The organism is Bradyrhizobium sp. CCBAU 45384 (assembly GCF_028128665.1).
In the GTDB taxonomy this organism is placed as follows: domain Bacteria; phylum Pseudomonadota; class Alphaproteobacteria; order Rhizobiales; family Xanthobacteraceae; genus Bradyrhizobium; species Bradyrhizobium manausense.
In genome coordinates, this window is sequence record NZ_LBIZ01000116.1 from 100163 (window position 1) to 119399 (window position 19237).

A 19237-nucleotide genomic window follows, 5' to 3' on the forward strand; every position below is an offset into this window, starting at 1 on the left:
GTGGACAGGTTTGCCGCCGTATTCCCATGAAATGGCTGAGGCCTCAATGGGTGCGATACGGGACCGCATCGGGCCTTCGCCCCCGCCTATATTAAGGTGTGGCGCGCCCCCGCCCCGGGCGGTGGTATTTTGCCCCTCCAGGCGGTTGAAATGCCGCGCCGCACCCTATAGACCGGCTGCGACCGAAGGGAATCTGCGGGTGCCAGCTCGCCCGCCGTTCCCGTGGTCACCTGATGGGGCGTAGCCAAGCGGTAAGGCAGCGGATTTTGATTCCGCCATTCGGAGGTTCGATCCCTCCCGCCCCAGCCAGCTCCCGAGCACTACTGCACCCGTGCCAGCATCCGGCGGAAACGGGCAAGTGCGGCCGCCAGGAAGATTGCGCCAAGCGCGACAATCGCGGCGAGATGCGGCCAGACCTGGTCGATGCCGGCGCCCCGACACAACACCGACTGCGTGAATTGCACGAAATGCACGGCCGGCGAAACCTGAATCGCGACCTGGAGCGGCTGCGGCATGGCTTCGAGCGGGGAGGCACCGCCCGACAGCATGTTGAGGATGAGGAATACCGGGATCGCGAGCAGCGCGAACTGCGGCATGGTGTTGGCAATGGTCGCAAGCAGGATGCCGAGCGAGGCGATGGCGAAAAGATAGAGCACCATGCCGGCAACGAACAGCGGGATCGAGCCCGCGATCGGCACGTGCAATACGCCCTTGATCACGATGAGCAGCGACAACGTGCCGAAGAACGCCACCACCAGCGCATTGGCCCAGATCTTTCCGGCGGCGATCTCATGCGCGCGGACCGGCATGACCAGGAGATGTTCGATGGTGCCGCGCTCGCGCTCGCGAATGACCGCTGCGCCGACCAGCAGGATGGTCAGCATGGTCAGGTTCTCCACCAGCGCATTGATCGCCATGTGCCAGAAGCCTTCCAGGTTCGGATTGAAGAAGGCGCGTTCGACGCTGCGCACCGGCAATTCGCGCGCGATGCCGCGGGAATGCAGATAGTTCGTTGTTTCCTGCTGCAGGATCGAGGACACGTAGCCGGCGCCGACTGCCGCCTGCGTCATGGCCGTGGCGTCGATGTTGAGCTGCACCGCCGGATCGCGCCGGTTCAGCACATCGGCCTGGAACCGCGGCGGGATGTCGAGCACGAAGGCGTACTGACCTTCATCCATGAGGCGGTCGACGGCAGAGCGGTCGACCGGGACGGGCCGGCGGAAATAGGGCTGCAGCAGCGCGTCGGCGATGCGGGTGGACAGCACCGAACGATCGGAATCGACGATGGCGACCGGCGCGTTGTTGACGTCGGTCGTGATCCCCGTCGACTCGCTATAGACGCTGAACGAGAAGGAATAGACCACGAAGAAGGCCAGCACCACGTCGCTTGCGAGACTCGCGAGCTCCTTGATGCCGAGGCGGAACACGTTGGAGAGCCACCGCGTCATGTCAGCCGTCCTGCTTGCGCAACAAGAGGCTCGCCGCCACGAGATAGGCAAGTCCGAAGGCGAGCAGGATGAGATGATTCGGATAGAGTTCGACGAAGCCGCGCGCCTTGGTGATGGTGCCCAGCGAAATGTTCTGGAACCAGAGCGAGGGAAAGCTCATGCCGATGAAGCGACCGCTGCCCTGCAGGGCGGCGGCCGGGTAGAGGTAGCCGGAGAAGTTGATCGCCGGGACGGTGCTGACGATGGCGGTGACGATGATCGCGGCGACCTGGCTGCGCACGAAGACGGACACCAGAATGCCGAAGGCAGTGGAGGCGAAGACATAGAGCAGGCCGCCCAGCGCGAGCGCGGCAACCGAGCCCTTGACGATCACGCCGAAGGCAAGACTCGCCAGCACCAGCAGGCTGACGAAGCTGGCGCAGCTGAACAGAATGTAGGGCAGCTGCTTGCCGAGCAGGAACTCCGCGACCGTCGCCGGCGAGGCGTAGAGATTGGTGATCGATCCGAGCTCGCGCTCGCGCACCACGCCGAGGGCGGCGAGCATCGATGGGAACAGCACCATGAAGATCATGACCAGTCCGGGCGTGAGCGCGAACACGCTGCGGAAATCCTGGTTGTAGCGAAAGCGCGGCTCGAGCGATGCCGCCACAAGGTCCGGCACCGCACCGCGGGTGCGGCGCGCGAGGTCTTCGACATAGGAGAGCACGATGCCGTCCACGTAGTTGCGTGTCGTTTCGGCGTGGAAGGGCGTGGCACCGTCGAGGAAGAAGCCGACCTCGGGCTGGCGGCCGGCGACGAGATCGCGGCCGTAGCCGGGCGGGATGTCGATCACCAGGCGCAGGTCGCCAGCGCGCAGACGGCGATCGACCTCCGTCTCGCTGCGCAGTGGCGTCATCTGCCTGAAATAGCGCGAGGCGGCGAAGCTCTCGACCAGTTGCCGGCTGTCGGCGCTATGGTCGCGATCGAGCACGGCGAAAGACAGGTTCTCCACGTCGAAGGTGATGCCGTATCCAAAGGTCAGAAGCAGCAGCAGCGGACCGAGCAGCGCAAAGCCCAGCCGCACCCAGTCGCGCAGCAGTTCGCGCATCTCCCGGTAGCTGAATGCCCACATGCGGCGCAGCGATGCAAGCAGGCTGGCCGTCGGCAGCGGACGGGCTGCCGCCGAATTCGTCCAGACGGCGCGCGGGACTTCCTCGACCGTGCCCTCGGGATCGGCCTCTTCGAGATGGGCGATAAACGCGTCCTCCAGGCTGGCGGTGTCCTTGGCCTGCCGCAGCTCTGACGGCGTGCCGACGGCAAGCACCTTGCCGGCGTGCATGAGGGAGATGCGGTCGCAGCGCTCGGCCTCGTTCATGAAGTGCGTCGACACGAAGATGGTCACGCCGTCGCGCCGGGACAATTCGCCGAGCAAGCGCCAGAACATGTCGCGCGCGGCGGGATCGACCCCGGAGGTCGGCTCGTCCAGGATCATCACCTCGGGGCGGTGCAGGCATGCGGCTGCAAGCTGCAGCCGCTGCCGCATGCCGAGCGGCAGGCTCGGCGGCTTGCTGTTCGCCGCCTCGACCAGGCCGAAATGTTCCAGGGCCCGGTCGACAACCTGCTTCACCTCCGCTTCCGCGATACGATAGAGGCGCGCATCCAGCGCGAGATTTTCGCGGACCGTCAGCTCCTCGTAGAGCGAGAAGCCCTGCGACATGTAGCCGACGCGCAGGCGCGTGGAGAGGTCGCCCGCCTCGACGGGACGTCCGAGCAGTTCGGCGCGTCCCTCGTTGATGTCCAACAGGCCGGTGAGCATCTTCATCGTCGTGGTCTTGCCGCAGCCATTGGAGCCGAGGAACCCGAAGATCTCGCCACGCCGGATGCTGAAGCTGACATGATCGACGGCGACGAAATCGCCGAAGCGGCGCGTCAGCCCCTCGGCCACGATGGCCGGCTTGCCGTCGGCGCTCGGCGGCAAAGGCGCGATGGGCACCATCTCGGGTGCGACGCTGCCGCCGTGCAGCGCGATATAGGCCTGCTCGAAGTGCTGGGTTCCGGTCTGCTTGAGGAGCTCGGCCGGAGCGCCCCGTGCCAGCACGCGGCCGGCGTCGATGGCGACGACGTGGTCGAAGCGCTCGGCTTCTTCCATATAGGCGGTGGAGACCAACACCGTGAGCTGCGGACGCTGCGCGCGAATGTCGTCGATCAGCCGCCAGAACTGCCGCCGCGACAAGGGGTCGACGCCGGTGGTCGGTTCGTCGAGGATGAGCAGGTCGGGATCGTGGATCAACGTGCAGCACAGCGACAATTTCTGCTTCATGCCGCCCGAGAGATTGCCGGCCGGCCGGTCGAAAAACGGAGCAAGGCCGGTCGCTCTCAACAATTGCTTGATGCGTGCCGCGCGCTCGGCCCCTGACTGGCCGAACAGGCGGCCGAAATAATCGATGTTCTCGGCGACCGACAGGCTCGGATAGAGATTGCGCCCGAGGCCCTGCGGCATGTAGGCGATGCGCGCCATGATGTCGTCGCGGTGCGCGTGCGAGGCGATGTCGCCGCCAAGTGTCCGGATGCTGCCGGCCTGCAAGCGGCGTACGCCGGCGATCAGCGCGAGCAGGGTCGATTTGCCGACGCCGTCAGGCCCGACCAGCGCCGTGGCGTTGCCGGCGCGGACGGACAGGCCGATGTCGGCCAGCGCCGTTACCTTGCCGTAGCGGTGGGCAACCTCACTGACCTCAACTGCGAAAGGCTCAGCCGGCGACATTGGGCAGCCGGATGGCAAGCCAGGCGGGCCAGGTCGCGTTCGGAATCACCTGGACATAGGCGTTACCGCTGAGGCCGGCTTTGACATAGTCCCGGTAGGTGTCGAGCAGCTTCGGGTCGATGGCGAGCTTGACGCGGTACATCAGCTTCTGCCGCTCGTTCTGCGTCTCAACCGTCTTCGGCGTGAACTGCGCCTCGGCAGCGACGAAGGAGACGGTGGCGGGGAACACGGCGTTCGGAACCGAGTCGAGCACGATACGCGCCTGCGAGCCGAGTGCGATCCGGCCGCTGTCGCCGGTCGGCAGGAAGACCGTCATGTAGACGTCGGAGAGATCGAGGATCGTGACCACACGACCGCCTGCAGCGACCACTTCGCCGGCCTGCACCAGCTTGTACTCGACACGACCCGACACCGGCGTGTGCAATTCGGAATCGCTGAGCGTCGCCTCGATCTGCGCGACCTGGGCGTCGGCGGCCTCCCTGGCCGCATTGGCTTCGACCATCGCCGCGCGCGCACCCTCGATTTGTGCGGCGGCGACGAGGCTCTGTGCGCGGCGCCGTTCGAGATCGGCCCTGGTTCCGGCGGACGTCTGCTCCAGACGCGTCGCGCGCTGCGTCTCGATCTCGGCGAGGTCGTACTCCGCCTTGCGGATGTTGATGTCGGCCTCGGCATGGGTGGTGGAGGCTGCGGCGCGCTGAACCGCGGCCTTGGCGCCGGCAAGTTGTGCGCGCAGCTCCGTGGTATCGAGCGCGGCGATCAGCTCGCCCTTCTGGACCGCATCACCTTCCTTGACGCGGACTTGCGCCACCCGCCCGGGCAATTTGGAGGCGATGTCGACGCGGGTCACTTCGATGCGGCCGTTGGCGGTCGCAAGCCCGGCAGGGGTCTGCACCGCCATCACTTGCGTCCAGTAGATATATCCGCCTGCAGCGAGCGTAAGCAGGGCGGCGATAGCAAACATCGCGGGGCCACGCATGTTGGGCACCATACCTCAATAGTCCGATCGAGTGCTTTGAATAGCCCAAGCTCGTCGGCACAAATTGAGTTAGCTCAAGCAGGGCAATTCTTGGCTGGCGCCGCCGCGTCCTGGAATAGGTATTGGCGAGCAAATCGGACAGACAAGAAATCGAAGCGGTGCGATTGTGCATATTCGGTACTCGAGCAAACAGATTCGGGGCTCGCCTCGCTTCCCCGCTAACGATTGAACCTAGGAATTTGCAGGCTGTCCTACGGCAGTGCGACGTTTCTTCGATGATCGCCCGAAATCTCGGGCTTTGTGCCCGGCGAATGCCAGTTCACACCTGCCGGGCCCAGCCATGTTGCGTAGTCGCGTCGCGATCGTAAGCGGCAAAGGCCTGGCAAGTCTTCATCGAATGCCTTTCTGCATCATGCTCCGCAGACGTCCGCCCCAGAAGGCTCTCAGCGCGTCGGCCAGATCGCGCGGATTATCTTCCTGAACGTTGTGGCCCGCGCCCTCGATGTTGATCCACCGCCCGTCGGGAAAGCGCGCGGTGAAGTCCTGAGCGGCATCCTTCGAGACGATGAGGCTTTCACCACCCCTGGCCAGCAGGAACGGCGCGGCCATGTCGGGGATGCGAGCCTCGAAGCCGGCGAGATGCCTGAGGATCATGGGATAATCCGCCGGACGACGGCGGTCGCTCTTCCATACGAGGCGCCCATCGTCGTCGCGCTTCAGCAGGGTGCGCATTCGATAATAAAGGCGCTCTGGATCGCTCCTGGGACTAACGGCAAGCGCCATCTCGACCACTTCGTCCACTGTCGCTGCGCCAGGAAAGTCCGTCATGAAGGTGCGCATCCGCGCCGTCGCGGCAAACACCGGCCGTGAGGTCACATCGACCATCACGAGACTTTCGGTGCGGTCCCGGTGGCGCAGCGCGAACTCGCAGGCCACCATTCCTCCCAACGACATGCCAACGATGCGCGCGCGTTCGATTCCGAGCCCGTCGATAACTGCGAGGAGATCCGCCGCACAACTTTCGATAGAATAGTCGTCAGCCCAATCGCTGGCGCCGTGGCCGCGCATGTCGAGTGCTATGAGCCGGAAATCAGACCGCAGTGCAATGGCGACATAATCCCAGGTGCGGGCGGTCAGCGCGCCGCCGTGGAGCAGCACTGCCGGAGGTCCTTGGCCGCCCCAATCGAGGACGTGGATAGTGGGGCCGCCATGCGTGCGGAAACGCGCTGAGCGCGGCGGCGCGAGGTCGGTAAAGGCAATACCGAGCCGATCGGCTATTGTCGTCAGCGCCTCGGGATGCCAATCGTTCACCACCAGCCCCTTACTTAGGGTACCCTAAGTAAGTCCCGCGAACGCAGGTTTGTCAATGGCCACGCGACAACGTCGAACACCGCAAGCGGCCAAATTCGCGATCCTGGATGCGGCGGAGCGGCGACTGCACGACGAGGGCCCCGAAGGCGTGCGCATCCAGCGCATCGCTTCGGATCTGGGCATCACGGACGCGGCTATTCACTACCACTTCGGCACCCGCGAAGCGTTGATGGACGCGCTCCTGCGGCGCATAGGTCGCCGCCTGGTAGATGACATTGAAGCGACCATCGAAAGCTGGGCTCCCGATCAAATTGACGTCGCCGCCCTCGGACGGCTCTTTCAGCGCGCCTATGCCGACGAACGGGCCGCGAGACTCGCCCTCTGGCTTAGCCTCGCTGGCTGGCGGCCAGAGGGATCAGGCATGCTCAAGTCGTTGGTCGAGCGAGTTCATCGAGCGCGGATCCAGGCAGCGCGGAAGGCGAGGCGGCGCGCACCGCAGATGTCCGACACGCAATACGCCATCGCTGTCCTGAGCGCGGCCCACATGCATGCCGCGATGTCAGGCGAAGCTTTGTTGGCAAGTGTCGCCGAAGACCCCGCCGCCCTCGACCAGCGCGATTTCCTCAAATTCTTAGTTCAGTTGATCGCGCGCCATCTTGCAGAGGCGTGACGGAGGTTCGATCCCTCCCGCTCCCGCCGGGTGCTCGCTACCGGTCCCATCGCCCACGACGTCTGGTCGTGACTGTGCGCGTAGTTGCGGTTGTTGACGGCGGGATTGCGATTGACCAGCGGCCGCATGAACATCGGGTGCGTCGCGCTGCGCACCTCGTGCTCGACGGTGAAGAGAGGCTTGCCGCTGTCGAGATCGACGATGTCGCAGAAGCGGTACTGATACTGATTGTCTTCGCGCGAGATCAAATCGCGCGCCAGCAGCTTGCGATAGGGGCCCGAGAAATCGGTGATGTACATCTGCACATGGTGGCCGTCATAGCCCGGCTGCGGCCGGTCGGTCTCGCGGAACAAGAGATGCTGGTCGCGGCCGGTCTTCACCGCGGCGACCTTGCCGTCACCGTTGCGCAAGCCCGCGGGCATGCCCATGACCTCAGGATAGAAGGCGCAGATCGCCTGCGCCGACCCCACCGGCACATCGAACGAGACATAGGGAATGCCGAGCGTGATGCGCCCGAAGCGCGCCGCGTCGGGTTCATGGACGTGAACGCGATTGCCCCAGGGGCAGGTCGCCTCGACATAATCATTGTGCTCGGCGTAGCTGAAGGCCGTGCCTTCGAGCTTGCCCTTGATCGAGGCCAATCGCGCCAGCAGCGCCTCGCGTCCCTCGATGACGAGCCCGGTATGGCCGCGCAGCACCTGCGCCTTGCCGCTGGGCAGATGAAACTGGCTGCGTCCGGCATTGATCCACATGTTGGTGTCCGAGACCATCAGATAGGGATCGCGGGTCAGCCCGAGGCCGGTGACGTAGAACAGTGTGGCGAGGCGCTGATCCGGAACCGTGATGTTGACGTGCTCGAGATGAATGGCGTTGCCGAGATCTTCTGCGGATCGGTCGAATTGCTGCGGCATGGCTGTGTGTTTCCGGCTGGAGGGACTGCTGCTCCATTCTAGAGCAGAATTTCCGCCAGCCGAAACGCTTGCCCCATCACATCTTGCGAGCAAGGCAGGGTGTGAGCTGCCATCTTGCCGCGGCACCCATTCCCTGTAATCTGGCCGAAAGAGATAAGGAATGAGGTCGATGGGGGGAGTTCTGGAAGGCGTGCGCGTCCTCGATTTCGGGCGCTATATCGCGGGTCCCTATTGCGCGACATTGCTGGCCGAGTTCGGCGCCGAGGTCATCAGGGTCGAGAAGCGCGACGGCAGTGAGGACCGCTTCGTGGCGCCGGTCGGCGAAGGCGGCGAGGGTGCCTTGTTCCTCCAGGTCAACCGCAACAAGAAGTGCATCACGCTCGATCCGATGACGGGCGAGGGGCAGGAGGTGATGCGCAAGCTGATCGCGACGGCTGATGTCGTCGTCGCCAATCTGCCGCCGCAAACGCTCCGCGCGATGCAGCTCGACTATGATTCACTCAAGGCGATCAAGCCTGACATCATCCTGACGACGGCGACCGCGTTCGGCGGGCCGGGTCCCTGGTCGGACCGCGTCGGCTTCGATGGCGTCGGCCAGGTCATGTCGGGCTCTGTCTACATGACCGGCGCGGGCGATCCGCCATATCGCGCCGCGGTGAACTGGGTCGATTTCGGCACGGCGCTGCATTGCGCCTTCGGGACGCTTGCCGCGCTGATCGAGCGCGGCAAATCCGGGCGCGGGCAGATCGTCGAGGGCGCGCTGCTGGCGACCGCTCTGTCCTTCACCAATGCGACGCTGATCGAGCAGGCGGTCATCAACGTCAACCGCGTGCCCACAGGCAATCTCGGCCAGACCGCGGCGCCCGCGGATATCTATCGCACCAGGGATGGCTGGGTGCTGTGCCAGGTCACGGGCCATCCGCTGTTCAAGCGCTGGGCCAAGCTGATGGGCGAGGAGGAGCTTTGGCTGAACGATCCGCGCTTTGCCGACGATATCAGCCGCGGCAACAACGGCCCTGTCATCAGCGAGCGGATGGCGCGCTGGTGCGCGATGCGCACCACGCAGGAGGCGGTCGACACGCTCGGCAAGGCGATGATCCCGACCGGGCCGGTGCTGAGCCCGCAACAGGCGCTGGATCATCCACACATTCGCGCCGCCGGCTTCTTGCAGGACGTCGACTATCCCGGCTTGCCGAAGCAGGCCCCGGTCGCGCGCGCCGCCATCCGACTGTCTGAAACGCCCGGCCAGATCGCATCGCGCCCGCCGACGCTCGGCGAGCACACTGATTCCGTGCTGGCGGAACTGGGCTACGACAAGGCCGCGATCGCAGCGCTGCGGCAGAGCGGCATCATTTAGCCGCGATCTGATCACAGGAGTGGAAATAGGCCGGCGCGTCTGCTAGACGACTGGCGGCTCATCCTCGCGCATTGTGCGTTGGCCGGCGACCTCTGCGTCGCACGAGGTTTCAGGAGAGGCGCATGTTCGTGCGCCCCATCCCATATGCATGACCATTCGCAACCGAATCATCATGAGCTCGGTGGCGCCTGGCATGGACGACTGCCCAAGACGACTGCCTAAGACGAGAAACGGATTCACGTGCGTCATTCCAAGACATTGCGGCCCGCCAAGAACGCGGCAATCAAGAAAGCGGCAGTCAAGACTTCGCCCAGAAAGCGCGCGCTCGCAAACAGCCCGACAAGCAGGCGCCCGCCAGGCAAGGCTTCGCCGAAGCCGAGCAGGGGCGCGCAGCGCGCCACGATCTCGTCGTCGTCGCCGCTGGGCATGATGGCGCTGCATCTGCTGGCGCAGTGGAAAGAATCTGGCCGCAGCGGTCTTGTGTTCCTCGCCGAGAGCGAGAACAGGGCCGAGCGGCTTGGCAGCGTCATTCACGCCCTGGACCCCACTTGCGAGGTGCTGGTGTTTCCGCGGCTGAACACCCTGCCGTTCGATCAGTTGGAACCATCGCGCGAGATCGCGGGCCGCAGAGCCTCGGTGTTGCGGCGCCTGGCGAAAGCCAAACAGCCGATCTTTCTCATCTCCACAGCTGAAGCCGTGATGGAGCGCCTGCCGCCGCCGGCGAGCCTGTTGCGTCTGAACCTCAGCTTGAAGGTCGGCGGCCCCTTCTCCGAGAGCGAGCTTCGCGCCCGCCTGGAAGCGCTGGGCTATGATCTCGACGACGAGCCGGATTATCCGGGCGGCGCGCTGTTTCACGGCCAGACCTTCGAGATATTTCCCGCTGGCGCGCTGGGGCCGTTCCGGGTGGAGCATTCCGGGCGCACCATCAAGCGGATCGTGGCGTTCGACCCGCAACAGCACGACATCATCTTCGAGACAAAAGAGCTTCTCGTCGATCCCATGTCGGAACGAACAGCCCTGTCAGGCGCGCGCGCCAGGCGTGCGACGCTGTTCGACTATTGCGGCAAGGCCAGGTGGACCGCGGATGCCGGCGTGCCTGATCATGCCGGTGCCTGGCTGAGCACGATCGAGGAGGCCGCAGGCCGCGCCGACAGGGAACGCGAATATCTCGGGCGAAGCGACTGGAAGCAGGCGACCCGCGGCATGAAGGTGCTGCCGCGCACCTCTCCGTTCCAGCCGACGCCGGAATTCTCAAAGCTGTCGTTCGCCAGGAAAGCCCTGCGCGCCTACGTCGAAGAGGTGAGGCGCGCCGGCTCGCGCTTCATCTTCGTCGCCGCGCAAGAGGAGGATCTGCGCGTGATGGAGCGGATGAGCGGTGTCAAGACGGAGCGCCTCGCCGATTGGGCGGAGGCCGAGGGCGCGCGCCATCGCGACGTGGCGCTGCTCGCCGATCTCGATGGCGGCTTCGTCATGCCGGGCAAAAAGCCTGCCGTGGTTCTGACCGCGACCGACGTGCTCGGCAGCCGCGCGCATCATCCGCAACCGATGGCGCGAAGCTGGAGCGCGGCGTTCGATCATGCCGACGTGCCGGAGCAGGGCACGGTGGTCGTGCATCTCCAGCGCGGCATCGGCGTGCTCGACGGCCTGCAGACCGTCAACACCGGCGGCGGCGCCATGCGCGAGATGGTCCGCCTGTCCTTCGCCGGCGATAACGCGGTCCTGGTGCCGCCGCCCGATCTGGCGCTGATGTGGCCGTATTCGACCGAGCGCGGCAAGCTCGCGCTCGACAAGGCCGATGGCAGCACATGGTGGGCGCGCCGCAGCGCGGCCGAGCAGGAGATCCAGGCCGCCGGCAAGGTGCTTGCCAAGCACATCAGCCAGCGCAAGCGGCGCAAGGCGGCAAAACTGGTGCCGCCGGGGGCGCCTTACGAAAAATTCGTCGCGCGCTTTCCCTATTTCACCACCATCGATCAGGCCAAGGCAATCCACGACGTGCTGGACGACCTCGCCTCCGGCCATCCCATGGACCGCGTGATCTGCGGCGACGTCGGCTTCGGCAAGACCGAGGTGGCGCTGCGCGCGGCGGCGGCCGTGGTGCTCTCGGGCAAGCAGGTCGCGATCGCGGTGCCGACCACCGTGCTGGCGCGGCAGCACGTTGCGACCTTCCGCAAGCGCTTTGCGCCTGTTGATATCGAGGTCGGCAGCCTGTCGCGCGCCACCTCGGGCGCGGAGGTCAGGGAGACCAGGGAAGGCCTGCGCAGCGGCCGGATCAAGGTCGTGGTCGGCACGCAGGCGCTGACGTCGAAGGACGTGAAGTTCGATGATCTCGGCCTCGTCATCATCGACGAGGAGCAGCATTTCGGCGCTGCCGAGAAGGCAAAGTTGTCGGGGCTGGCCAGGAACGCCCATACGCTCTGGATGAGCGCGACGCCGATCCCGCGCACGCTCGCGGCCGGCCTTGCCGGTTTCAGGGACCTCAGCGTCATTGCCTCGCCGCCGGTGCATCGCTTGCCGGTCGCGACCAAGATCGCGCCGCTGTCGGATGCCGCCATCGCCTCGGCGTTGCTGCGCGAGCAGCGGCGGCACGGGCAGAGCTTCTTGATCTGCCCGCGCATCCAGGATCTGGAGCCGATGCTGGCGCGGGTGCAGGCGGTCGCGCCCGATCTGAAGATCGTCTGCCTGCATGGCAAACTGCCGGCCGACGAGATCGACGAGCGCATGATGACCTTCGTCGAGGGCAAGGCCGACGTGCTGCTGGCCACCAACATCGTCGAGAGCGGTCTCGACATCCCGCGGGCCAACACTATCGTGGTGTGCTGGCCGGAAAATTTCGGTCTGGCCCAGCTGCACCAGCTGCGCGGACGTGTGGGGCGCGGCGGCATCCGCGCTTTCGCCTATCTCCTGACCGAGTCGGCCTCGGGGCAATCAGAAAAGCGGCTCGCGGTGCTGGAGGAGTTCAGCCGCCCGGGCGCGGGCTTTGCCATCAGCGAGCGCGACCTTGATCTGCGCGGCGCGGGCGACCTGTTCTCGGAGCAGCAATCCGGCCACGTCCAGGTGTTCGGCCCGGTGCTCTACAGCCACCTCCTGAAGATGGCCTCGGAGAAGGTCGACGACGGCATGTCCGTGGTGTGGGTGCCCGATCTCAACCTGCCGATCGCGGATATGCTGCCCCCGAGCTACGTGCAATCCGCGCCGGTGCGGCTCGAGCTTTATGCCCGCGCCGCGCGCTGCGCCAGCGAGGACGATCTCGACGATCTCGAAGAGGAAACCTCGCGCCGCTTCGGACCGTTGCCGCAGGCCGCACGCGATTTCTTTGCAGCGGCGCGGCTGCGGCTGGACTGCAAGCGCCGAGGCATCATTCGCCTCGACGTCGGGCAAAGCGCGGTGGCCGCGACGTTCCTGCCGGGGCGGCTGCGGAAGTCCAAGGGCAAATCGCTGCAACGCGACGGCGATCGCGTCGTCTATCACTGCCCGATGCGCGATGCCCCATTCGAGCGGGTCGAGGAGCTGCTGGAGCTTCTCGACGAGGCTTGATCGCGCAGCGCAGGTCGGCGTTATGTCTTGCCGATTCACATAGCCCAATGCGGAAAGCACCCAGACTCTCCAAAATCGTTCCGGGAATGGGGCTACGACGGCAATGGATCGCGTCGAAAACGTTTTCGTCGGGACGGCGATCACGGGCTTTCTCATTATGCTCGGGGCGATGATATGGATGATGTTGAGCTAGCGGCCAGAGCGACTCCGGTCCTGCGCGTCTTCCTGCCATATCTCGCCGTCTTCATCTGCGTCGTGGTCGCTGCGTGGGTGACCTGGAGCAGGCTGCTCTAGCCGGCTCGGAATTTCCTGCGCTTCAAATCTGGCTGTCGCAAGTCGAGAGGGGCCCCTCGAACTGCGCTACGACATCCGGCGCGAGCCGATCAGTCCGCCGAGTCCGCGGATCATTGACGCGATGTCGATCGGCTTTTCCCAGAGCGCCACGTCCTGGAATTGAGGTGCGATGCTCACCGGGTCGTAGCCTGTCGTGAACACGAACGGCACCTGGCGTGTCCTGAGCTCTTGCGCAATGGGATAAACCGTCTCGCTGCGAAGGTTCACGTCGAGCACCGCGCCGTCGACGATCGAGCCGTCGTGGAGGATGCGCAGCGCATCCTCGACTTCGCCGACCGGTCCGGCGACGTCGGCGCCGGCCGATCGCAGGGCACGGCCGATATCGTCAGCGAGGTAATATTCGTCCTCGACGACGAGGACTCGGCGTCCCGACAGCGACCCGCGCTCATGCGACGACGTTGGCATCATCGGCAGGTTTCCTCCGCTTCTCGAAAGACATTGGAACATACGGCGAAGGGCCGCCTTGGTGCAAACCAAGCAGGAGATGGCGGGTTCCCGATGAGCAACCGCGACATCATTGTCATCGGTGGCTCCGCTGGCGCCACCGCCCCGTTGAAGCAGATCTTGGCCGGGCTTCCGCGCGAATTGCCGGCGGCCATCTTCATCGTGCTGCACATTCCGGCGCAGGGCATCGGCATCCTGTCGACCGTGGCCGCCGCTGCGGGGAGGCTGCCGGTTCATCAGGCGGTCGACGGCATGACCTTCGAGCGCGGCCATGTCTATCTGGCTGCGCCCGACTACCACCTTCTGCTATCGGGAACGCACATCCGGCTTGGGCGTGGTCCGCGCGAGAACATGGTCCGTCCGGCGATCGACGCCCTGTTCCGCTCTGCGGCCGTGCACCACGGTCCCCGCGTCATCGGCATTGTCCTCAGCGGCCTGCTTTCGGACGGCGCTGCCGGGCTCCATGCCATCAAACGCTGCGGCGGAATGGCGCTGGTCCAGGACCCCGCCGACGCGATTTCGCCGCAAATGCCGCAGCGCGCGCTGGGGGCGACCATCGCCGATCTCTGCGTTCCGGCTGCAAGACTCGGTGATGTCCTGTCCGATCTCGCGCAGGAGGCACCGGGGACCGCGCTGCCGGTGGCTCCCGACATCCGCCTGGAGGTCGAAATCGCGGCCGGCGAAAGAATCGGGGCAGGAAGCCTCACCAAGATTGCGGATCCTGCAGCGCTGACCTGTCCGAGCTGCGGCGGGGTTCTATCCCTGTTGAAAGGTGGCCCGCCCATGCGCTTTCGCTGTCAGGTCGGCCATGCCTATACCGCCGACACGCTCGCCAAGGAGCAGGAGGGAGAGGTTGACGAGGCACTGCGTGTGGCGCTGCGGATCATCGAAGAGCGCGCCGAGTTGGTGCAGCGCATGGCGGACGATGGAAGGCGCAGCGGTCGGCCCGCGGTCGCCGAGATGTACGATCTGCGCGCCGCCGAATATCGCGAATATGCCGACATGATCCGGCGGGTTGTGCTACAATCGTTCCATCCGGCGATCCGCCCGCGAGAGACGTAAGGCGCGACATGGCCATCTCCCTTGCCGACCGGACCGAGCAGCTCCACGCCGAGCAGCGCCTTCTCGTGAAGGCGGATGCCGACATCAACGAAGGTTGGCTGCGGATTCGCAACCAGGAGGATCTGGTGCGCGAGCTGCAGTCCGGGGGGCACGACTCGCGCCATGCGGAAAGACTGGTCGAGCTATTGAAGCAGACCCTCGTCGAATGGGAGCGGCACCGCACCCTGATCGTCCAGCGGGTCAACTACCTCCAAAGTGAGATCGATTCCGCGCCATCGCCGGCCCGCTGATCGCCACGATTTTCGGGGTAGCCGATCAGCCTCTCTCCTTGTTCTATGATCCCAGCTCCACGCGGAACACGAAGCTATTTCCGCCATTTGGCTGTTGGGATAGGCTGATTTTCTGGTATCTGCTGGCGGCTGAATTGCTTGGATCCCGCGAACGAGAGTAACGGCCATCATGGATGAAGTTGCCACTGCGCCGGGTGATGGGGAGCGCCAGGGCAAGGCGCCACTGATCATCGGGGTTGGTGCCTCCTCGGGCGCCATCGACAGCATCGAGCGCTTCTTCGCAAAGCTTGCTCTTGGGGACGACCAGACGGTCGTGCTCGTGCTTCAGCATCGCGAAGCGTTCTCGGACGGGCGGCTCGCGGCTCTCATTCAGCGCGCCGAGGGAGCCCTGCTCTCGGAGCCGCGAGACGGGGGGCCGATCGAAGGCGGGACGATCTATCTCAGTCCGGCTGCCATGATCACCACGATTCAGGGCGGTCGTTTTGCCGTGCGCAGGGCGGAGCAGGGGCCCGGCGAGCGGGCGACCATCGACAGCTTTTTGGTGTCGCTCGCGGAAGAGCGCGCCGAGCAATCCATTGGCGTGCTGCTGAACGGCACCGACGGCGATGGCACGCTGGGAGCGGCCACTCTGAAGGACCATGGCGGCCTGGCGATCGCCGAAAAAGTGGCCGATGACGATTCCGAGCATCTCGTCGACGGCAACGGACCAGCCGCTATCGCCGATTATGTGCTTTCTCCGGAAGATATTCCGGAGCATATCCAGGTCTATGCGCGCCATCTGCGGCGCCTGGAGGAGAAACAGGGCTTTGACGAGGTGCTGGCGGCCGCCGCGACCTCACTGTCGCGCATTGCCGACATTCTGCGCAACAAGACCGGCAACGACTTCCACGGCTACAAGCAGAACACCTTCCTGCGCCGCGTCCAGCGCCGCATGCAGGTGGTGCAGATCGAGGAGATTGCCTCCTACGTCGATTTCCTCAGGAACGACAAGGACGAGGCCCAGCATCTCTTCAACGATCTTCTGATCGGCGTCACCGAGTTCTTTCGCGACAAGCGGGAGTTCGACGTGCTGGAATCCCAGATCATTCCAAAGATCTTCGAGAACAAGGGAGCCGGGCAACAGGTTCGCGTCTGGGTGCTCGGCTGCGCGACCGGCGAAGAGGCCTATTCGATCGGCATCCTGCTGCGGGAGCATATGGCGACGCTGGACTCCGCCCCGCAGGTCCAGATCTTCGCGACCGACATCGACGGACGGGCGCTCGCGACCGCGCGTGTCGGCCGCTACCGCACCAATATCGAGCATGACATGAGCGCCGAGCGCCTGGCGCGCTGGTTCGTGCGCGAGGGCGATACCTACTGCGTGGTCAAGGAGCTCAGGGAGATGTGCATCTTCTCCCAGCACAACGTGATCAAGGACGCGCCGTTCTCGAAACTCGACCTGGTGTCCTGTCGCAACCTCCTGATCTATCTCAACGCCGAGCTGCAGAATCGCGTCATCCCGCTGTTTCACTTTGCGCTGCTGCCTGAGCGCTATCTGTTTCTCGGCAATTCCGAGAACGTGACGCGGCATCCGAAACTGTTCGCGCCGGTCGATCGTCGCGCCCGTATCTTCAAGAAGCTGGATACCGGCACGCGGCTGCCGCCGGAGTTTCCGATCTCGACCAGCGCGGGCCGCGTTCCGGTCGAGTTGCCCTCGGTTCGTTCGTTCGGCCCCGACGTCGGGCTGGAGCGCCGCGCCCAACGTATCGGCGAGCGCTACGCCCCGGCCTATGTGATCACGGACGACAACTTCCAGATCCTGCATTTTTCCGGTCGCACCGGCCGCTATATCGAGCCCACGGCGGGTGCAGCCTCGCTCGACCTGCTCCAGCTCGTGCACCGCGACCTCAGGCTGGAGCTCCGCACGGCGCTCAGCCGCGCGGCCGAGACCAGCGAATCCGCCCACGCCGAGCAGGTCCAGCTCGGCGTCAACGGTCACCGTGTGCTCGTCGATATCTCCGTGGAGCCGATCCAGGATGGCCCGGACGGCCACCGTAGTTTCGTCGTGCTGTTCAAGGATGGACCGGCGCGCGGGCTGGAGGCAAGCGACAGCGGTTCGGGCAGTCTGGTGCGAACCGAGCATGTCGAGCGGCTTGAGAGCGATTTGCGCGCCACTCGCGAGCGCCTCCAGGCGACCATCGAAGAGCTTGAAAGCACCAACGAAGAGCTGAAATCCTCCAACGAGGAGTATCAGTCGCTCAACGAGGAGCTGCAGTCGGCGAACGAAGAGCTCGAAACCTCGCGGGAGGAATTGCAGTCGGTCAATGAAGAGCTGACCACGGTCAATGGCGAACTCGCCCACCGCGTACAGGAGTTGACGCGCGCCACCAGCGATCTCAAGAATTTCCTCGAAAGCACGCAGATCGCGACCGTGTTCTTGGACAACGATCTGCGTGTGATGAACTTCACGCCGGCGATCACCCAGATCCTGCATCTGGTCGAGACCGATGTCGGCCGCCCGATCGCCCACATCAAGGCCCGTATTCCGATCGAAGAGCTCTACGACGATGTCCGTCGCGTGGCGCGCACGCTCGCCAGCGCCGAGCGCGAGCTGCCCGCGCCGGACAGTGGCACGCGCTATATCGTCCGAATCCTGCCCTATCGCAGCATCGACAATTTCATCGCCGGCGTGGTCGTCACCTTCATCGACGTCACCGCGATCACGCGCGCGGAGGAGCGGCAGCGGCTGCTGCTTGCCGAGCTGCAGCATCGCGTCCGCAACACACTCGGCGTGGTACGTTCGATCGCTCGCCGATCGGCCGAGACCAGCTCCACCGTTGAGGAGTATTCCGCGCATCTCGATGGCCGCCTGAATGCCTTTGCACGGACGCAGGCGCTGGTGACGCGCGATCCCGAAGGTGGTGTCGATCTCGAATACCTCGTCGTCGAGGAATTGCTTGCCTATAATGCCCGAGAGGGCGAGCAGATGCGCGTGTCCGGCCCCGCGGTTCGCTTCCAACCCAAGGCCGCCGAGACCTTTGCGCTGGCGATCCATGAGCTTGCGACCAATGCGCTCAAATACGGCGCGCTCGGCCACCCCTTGGGCCGCCTCGAAATCTCCTGGCGCATCGATGAAGCCGCCGACTCGCCGCGTCTGCTGTTCGATTGGCGCGAGCGAGGCGGGCCGCCGGTCATTCAGCCGACGCGGAAAGGCTTTGGTGCGGAGCTCCTGGAGCGGACCCTGGCGTTCGACCTGAAGGGGCAGACGACGATGTCCTTCAATGCCTCAGGGTTTCAGTGCCAGATGGCAATTCCCCTGAGCAAACGAACCTTTCACACGCCTTCAATGGACGGCTGATGCGCTCCCAAGGCAACGAAGGAGGATTGGCACAGGCGGTCGTTCGCCGCCTCAACCTGTTGCGGCCGTTGTCGGAAAGCGCTGTTGCGGCACTCGAGCAAGCCATTTCCGAGGGCCTGTTCCGGGCCGGTCCGGGAGAGGATCTGGTCGCTGAAGGCGATCCGATCGACAGCGTCAGGGTGGTGCTCTCGGGCTGGCTGTTCCGGCACAAGACGCTCGAGGACGGTCGTCGCCAGATCGTCAATTTCATCCTGCCCGGCGAGACCTGCGACGCGCATGCCTATCTTCTGCCTGCCATCGACCATTCGATCTCGACGGCGACGTCGGTTGCCTATGCCGAGATCAAACGCCCCCACTTCGAGACCCTCATGGCAAGCGAGCGCACGCTTGCCGAAGCGTTCATGTGCGAGACCGTTCTGAACAATGCAATTCAGCGGGAATGGGCGATCAATCTTGGGCGGCGCGCGGCGCTGGAGAAGGTTGCCCACCTGTTCTGCGAAATCTACGAGCGGCTCCGGCCGGTCGGACATGCCGACGGCAATTCGTGCAGCTTTCCCGTGACCCAGATGGATCTGGCCGACGCGACCGGACTTTCGGTTGTCCACCTCAACCGCACGGTCCAGGAGCTCAGGGCAGCCGGCCTGATCATCCTGCGAGAGCGGACGTCACGATCCCGGATCTGGGTGCGCTCAAGAGTGCGGCGCTGTTCTCGCCGGGATATCTGCAACTCTATCGGCGCGGCTAAAGCATGATCCGGAAAAGTGCGAAGCGGTTTTCCGAAGGGATCATGCTCAAACAATACC

The 19237-nt window shown here is 64.9% G+C and carries 13 protein-coding genes, 1 tRNA gene and 1 pseudogene; 8 read left to right on the top strand and 7 right to left on the bottom strand.

The annotated features are described in order from the left end of the window. Positions 1 to 234: 234 nt before the first annotated feature. Positions 235 to 309 (top strand) — tRNA-Gln (locus XH80_RS30030). An 11-nt stretch (positions 310 to 320) separates the two neighbouring features. Here the strand turns inward: XH80_RS30030 and XH80_RS30035 are convergent. The 4 genes from XH80_RS30035 to XH80_RS30050 form a co-directional block, all read right to left on the bottom strand. Then, complete coding sequence (locus XH80_RS30035) at positions 321 to 1448, bottom strand: ABC transporter permease (RefSeq protein WP_271601701.1); 1128 nt, start codon at positions 1446 to 1448, stop codon at positions 321 to 323. A 1-nt stretch (position 1449) separates the two neighbouring features. Beyond that, positions 1450 to 4188: a ribosome-associated ATPase/putative transporter RbbA gene (rbbA, locus tag XH80_RS30040; protein WP_271601702.1), complete on the bottom strand. Its 2739-nt coding sequence runs from the start codon at positions 4186 to 4188 to the stop codon at positions 1450 to 1452. Further along, on the bottom strand, positions 4175 to 5164 hold the full coding sequence (locus XH80_RS30045; RefSeq protein WP_271601703.1) for an HlyD family secretion protein: 990 nt from the start codon (positions 5162 to 5164) through the stop codon (positions 4175 to 4177). The genes rbbA and XH80_RS30045 overlap by 14 nt, the downstream gene beginning before the upstream one ends. 390 nt (positions 5165 to 5554) lie before the next feature. Further along, positions 5555 to 6475, bottom strand: a complete 921-nt coding sequence (locus XH80_RS30050; RefSeq protein ID WP_271601704.1) for an alpha/beta fold hydrolase — start codon at positions 6473 to 6475, stop codon at positions 5555 to 5557. A gap of 55 nt (positions 6476 to 6530) precedes the next feature. On the opposite strand from XH80_RS30050, the gene XH80_RS30055 reads away from it, so the two are divergent. Continuing rightward, positions 6531 to 7145 (top strand): TetR/AcrR family transcriptional regulator, encoded by a 615-nt coding sequence (locus XH80_RS30055; protein ID WP_271601705.1) that lies wholly within the window; start codon positions 6531 to 6533, stop codon positions 7143 to 7145. Here XH80_RS30055 and XH80_RS30060 read toward each other — a convergent pair. Then, positions 7112 to 8056, bottom strand: a complete 945-nt coding sequence (locus XH80_RS30060; protein ID WP_271601706.1) for a VOC family protein — start codon at positions 8054 to 8056, stop codon at positions 7112 to 7114. The two genes, XH80_RS30055 and XH80_RS30060, sit on opposite strands and share 34 nt — an antisense overlap. 169 nt (positions 8057 to 8225) lie before the next feature. Between XH80_RS30060 and XH80_RS30065 the strand changes: the two genes are divergently transcribed. Then, the gene (locus XH80_RS30065; protein ID WP_271601707.1) at positions 8226 to 9413 is read left to right on the top strand and encodes a CaiB/BaiF CoA transferase family protein; all 1188 of its coding nucleotides are present in this window, start codon (positions 8226 to 8228) and stop codon (positions 9411 to 9413) included. 245 nt (positions 9414 to 9658) lie between these two features. Here XH80_RS30065 and XH80_RS30070 read toward each other — a convergent pair whose 3' ends face one another. Then, on the bottom strand, positions 9659 to 9841 hold the full coding sequence (locus XH80_RS30070) for a hypothetical protein (protein WP_271601708.1): 183 nt from the start codon (positions 9839 to 9841) through the stop codon (positions 9659 to 9661). On the opposite strand from XH80_RS30070, the gene XH80_RS30075 reads away from it, so the two are divergent. After that, entirely contained in the window at positions 9840 to 12947 is a 3108-nt protein-coding gene (locus XH80_RS30075) for a DEAD/DEAH box helicase (RefSeq protein WP_271601709.1), read from the top strand. The two genes, XH80_RS30070 and XH80_RS30075, sit on opposite strands and share 2 nt — an antisense overlap. Before the next feature lie 360 nt (positions 12948 to 13307). Here XH80_RS30075 and XH80_RS30080 read toward each other — a convergent pair whose 3' ends face one another. Beyond that, entirely contained in the window at positions 13308 to 13709 is a 402-nt protein-coding gene (locus XH80_RS30080; protein WP_271601710.1) for a response regulator, read from the bottom strand. Between the two features lie 90 nt (positions 13710 to 13799). Here XH80_RS30080 and XH80_RS30085 point away from each other — a divergent pair, with 90 nt between their 5' ends. From XH80_RS30085 to XH80_RS30100, 4 genes and pseudogenes are all read left to right on the top strand, one after another. Next, positions 13800 to 14807 carry a chemotaxis protein CheB gene (locus XH80_RS30085; RefSeq protein WP_271601711.1) on the top strand — a complete coding sequence of 336 codons (1008 nt, stop codon included), beginning with the start codon at positions 13800 to 13802 and terminating at the stop codon, positions 14805 to 14807. 8 nt (positions 14808 to 14815) lie between these two features. Then, complete coding sequence (locus tag XH80_RS30090) at positions 14816 to 15097, top strand: hypothetical protein (protein WP_271601712.1); 282 nt, start codon at positions 14816 to 14818, stop codon at positions 15095 to 15097. Between the two features lie 169 nt (positions 15098 to 15266). Beyond that, complete coding sequence (locus tag XH80_RS30095) at positions 15267 to 18434, top strand: CheR family methyltransferase (RefSeq protein WP_271601713.1); 3168 nt, start codon at positions 15267 to 15269, stop codon at positions 18432 to 18434. Then, positions 18434 to 19179 (top strand): annotated as a pseudogene (locus XH80_RS30100) (Crp/Fnr family transcriptional regulator). The gene XH80_RS30095 and the pseudogene XH80_RS30100 overlap by 1 nt, the downstream one beginning before the upstream one ends. Positions 19180 to 19237 lie beyond the last annotated feature (58 nt).

Bases quoted from the DNA above. Each gene is read 5' to 3' on its own strand.
- XH80_RS30035 (WP_271601701.1), bottom strand. From the start codon at position 1,448: ATGACGCGGTGGCTCTCCAACGTGTTCCGCCTCGGCATCAAGGAGCTC.
- rbbA (WP_271601702.1), bottom strand. From the start codon at position 4,188: ATGTCGCCGGCTGAGCCTTTCGCAGTTGAGGTCAGTGAGGTTGCCCAC.
- XH80_RS30045 (WP_271601703.1), bottom strand. From the start codon at position 5,164: ATGCGTGGCCCCGCGATGTTTGCTATCGCCGCCCTGCTTACGCTCGCT.
- XH80_RS30055 (WP_271601705.1), top strand. From the start codon at position 6,531: ATGGCCACGCGACAACGTCGAACACCGCAAGCGGCCAAATTCGCGATC.
- XH80_RS30060 (WP_271601706.1), bottom strand. From the start codon at position 8,056: ATGCCGCAGCAATTCGACCGATCCGCAGAAGATCTCGGCAACGCCATT.
- XH80_RS30065 (WP_271601707.1), top strand. From the start codon at position 8,226: ATGGGGGGAGTTCTGGAAGGCGTGCGCGTCCTCGATTTCGGGCGCTAT.
- XH80_RS30075 (WP_271601709.1), top strand. From the start codon at position 9,840: ATGATGGCGCTGCATCTGCTGGCGCAGTGGAAAGAATCTGGCCGCAGC.
- XH80_RS30070 (WP_271601708.1), bottom strand. From the start codon at position 9,841: ATGCCCAGCGGCGACGACGACGAGATCGTGGCGCGCTGCGCGCCCCTG.
- XH80_RS30080 (WP_271601710.1), bottom strand. From the start codon at position 13,709: ATGATGCCAACGTCGTCGCATGAGCGCGGGTCGCTGTCGGGACGCCGA.
- XH80_RS30085 (WP_271601711.1), top strand. From the start codon at position 13,800: ATGAGCAACCGCGACATCATTGTCATCGGTGGCTCCGCTGGCGCCACC.
- XH80_RS30090 (WP_271601712.1), top strand. From the start codon at position 14,816: ATGGCCATCTCCCTTGCCGACCGGACCGAGCAGCTCCACGCCGAGCAG.
- XH80_RS30095 (WP_271601713.1), top strand. From the start codon at position 15,267: ATGGATGAAGTTGCCACTGCGCCGGGTGATGGGGAGCGCCAGGGCAAG.